General features: G+C 73.8%; 1 protein-coding gene. It reads left to right on the plus strand.

The genetic code is table 11. The features are described from left to right. Nucleotides 1-602, plus strand: a 602-nt coding sequence (locus tag ADL03_RS03270) for a carcinine hydrolase/isopenicillin-N N-acyltransferase family protein (protein WP_197288045.1), incomplete at both ends; no start/stop codon positions are given.

Below are 602 nucleotides of genomic sequence, written 5' to 3' on the forward strand. Positions count from 1 at the left end.
GAGCGACCGCGACCACCGCTGCACGACGTTCCGCGCGTTCGTCGAGGAGCGACCCGGCGAGCAGTGGCGCGCGCACGTGCGCCGGCACTGGCCGCGGCTACGTCCCTCCGGTGTGGACGATCCGTTCACCACGACGTGGCGCACGTCGGTGCTCGGGCTGTCCATTCCCGCCCTCGGCGCCATGTCGGCCGACCTGGCCGCCGCCGCCGAACTGGACGACCCGGGGCTGACCGCGTTCCTGACCCACGTCGACCCGCCCCGCCCCGAGGTAACCGGCAGGCAGGTGACCGGCGGCCGGGCACTGGTGCGCAACCTCGACGCCGACGTCACACGGCACGAGTGGACGCTGTGGCAGAGCAGACTCGGCCGGCGGCGGGTGATGGGCACGACCGCCGGGCTGTGGGGCCTGCTGGACGGCATCAACGAGGACGGCCTCGTGGTGTCGCTCAACTCCGACCGCGAGGTGCGCCACGACGACGCCGTGCACGGCCTGAGCGGCCCGCTGCTGGTGCGCCACCTCCTCGAACACTGCGCGGTGGTGCGCGACGTGGACGAGGCGCTGACGGGCTGGCGCACCGCCACCACGCACGACATCACCGTGC

Source organism: Nocardia sp. NRRL S-836, assembly GCF_001279525.1.
Classification (GTDB): domain Bacteria; phylum Actinomycetota; class Actinomycetes; order Mycobacteriales; family Pseudonocardiaceae; genus Lentzea.